This window comes from Aequorivita vitellina (assembly GCF_022008365.1).
Taxonomy (GTDB): domain Bacteria; phylum Bacteroidota; class Bacteroidia; order Flavobacteriales; family Flavobacteriaceae; genus Aequorivita; species Aequorivita vitellina.
In genome coordinates this window covers 1-1655 of sequence record NZ_JAIRBA010000078.1, presented here as the reverse complement: position 1 = coordinate 1655, position 1655 = coordinate 1, and the positions used below count along the sequence as shown (strand labels likewise).

The 1655-nt window shown below is 38.2% G+C and carries 1 protein-coding gene; it reads left to right on the top strand.

The annotated features are described in order from the left end of the window. Window positions 1–80 precede the first annotated feature (80 nt). Window positions 81–1595, top strand: a complete 1515-nt coding sequence (locus tag K8089_RS15995; RefSeq protein WP_237604296.1) for an IS1182 family transposase — start codon at window positions 81–83, stop codon at window positions 1593–1595. The last annotated feature ends 60 nt before the right edge of the window (window positions 1596–1655 follow it).

Here is a 1655-nt window from a genome sequence, read left to right as displayed (position 1 = left end):
CCGTCAGACTGTCTAATAACCTTCCTCACTTTAAGAAAAAAATCCATGGTCATTATTTGTCTTTTTTGTATCTTCATGCTATGAAATATATAACTGGAAAAGACCGAAAACAGACCTCTCTTTTTCCCATATCACTGGAAGATTCCATTGACGCGGATAACAGTGTGAGGGCCATTGATCAATTTGTAGACCAACTGGATCTAAAGGAACTGGGTTTCCGTTTGGACCATATTGAAAACGGACCGCCTGCCTATCATCCATCCATACTTTTAAAACTCTATATCTACGGATATATGAACCGTGTACGTTCTTCTCGCCAGCTAGAGAAAGAATGTCGGAGAAATATAGAAGTAATGTGGTTATTAGAATCTCTTGCGCCAGACCACAATACTATTAGCAACTTTAGAAAGGATAATGCAAAGGCAATTAAAAAAGTATTTTTTGCAACCGTACAGATTGCCCGTAATTTTGGACTTATTGGCGCTACATTAGTTGCAGGCGATAGTACTAAATTAAGGGCACAGAACAGCAAGAAGAACAATTTTAACCAAAAGAAAATCCAACGCCACCTAGATTATATTGACCACAAGCTAGAACAGTATAACAGGGCATTGGAGCAAAGTGAGAGTGATGATGAAAAAGAGGAGATTAAAAAAGATATTGATACACACCAAGGACGCAGAAAACAATACCAGCAACTTGAAAAAGAACTAAACGAATCTGGAGAAACACAAATCTCGACCTCAGACCCCGATAGCAAACATTTAATAATACGCAATAATATCACGGAAGTTGCCTACTGTGTGCAGACCACGGTAGATGCAGCGCACAATATCCCTTTTGATTATTTGGTCACCAACGAGAATGACTCCAAGGCAATGGGTCAAATGCTACAGCGGGCAAAAAGCATCCTGGGAACAAACACTTTTACAGCACTTTATGATAAAGGATACCATACAGGGAGCGAGTTTAAAACAGCAAACCAATTAGGCATAGAAACACTCGTAGCCATCCCCGGCATAGGGAGAGCCTCACAAGCTCCCGATCCAGGTTACAACTCAGAAAATTTTATATATAATAAACAACAGGACACCTATACCTGTCCACAGGGAAATACCCTTAAAAGTAATGGAAGTACTTATAAAGGGCGCAACTATCGTTTTAAACAGTACAAAACAAACAAATGTAAAAATTGCCCTGTCAGAGATTTATGCACCACTTCAAAGATAAATGGCAAAGTGATACAAAGGAGCGAATTCCAACAGTACATTGAAGATAATGCACAACGTATTTTAAAAAATCCCACGGCATATAAAAAGAGACAGGCTATTGTTGAACATCCCTATGGAACCATAAAACGCCAATGGGGATTTAACTACATAACCACCAAAAAAACCAAGCAAAGAGCTAGCGCGGATGTGGGACTAATGTTTATAGCCTATAACCTGAAGAGAATTTGGAACATACTAAAGCGACCTAGTACTGCTCATTTTGAACTTTATATAGCTACAATAAGGCTTATGGACTCAATTATAAGCGCGATAGCACTATTCTTAGAGCAAAACACGAAAAAACAACTTCAACTAATGTACTAAACCAAAAAAATGTAATTTAGTAAAAACTATAAAAACACGAGCGGGTTATTAGACAAACTG

Coding starts and splice junctions, on each gene's coding strand:
- K8089_RS15995 (WP_237604296.1), top strand. CDS start 81: ATGAAATATATAACTGGAAAAGACCGAAAACAGACCTCTCTTTTTCCC.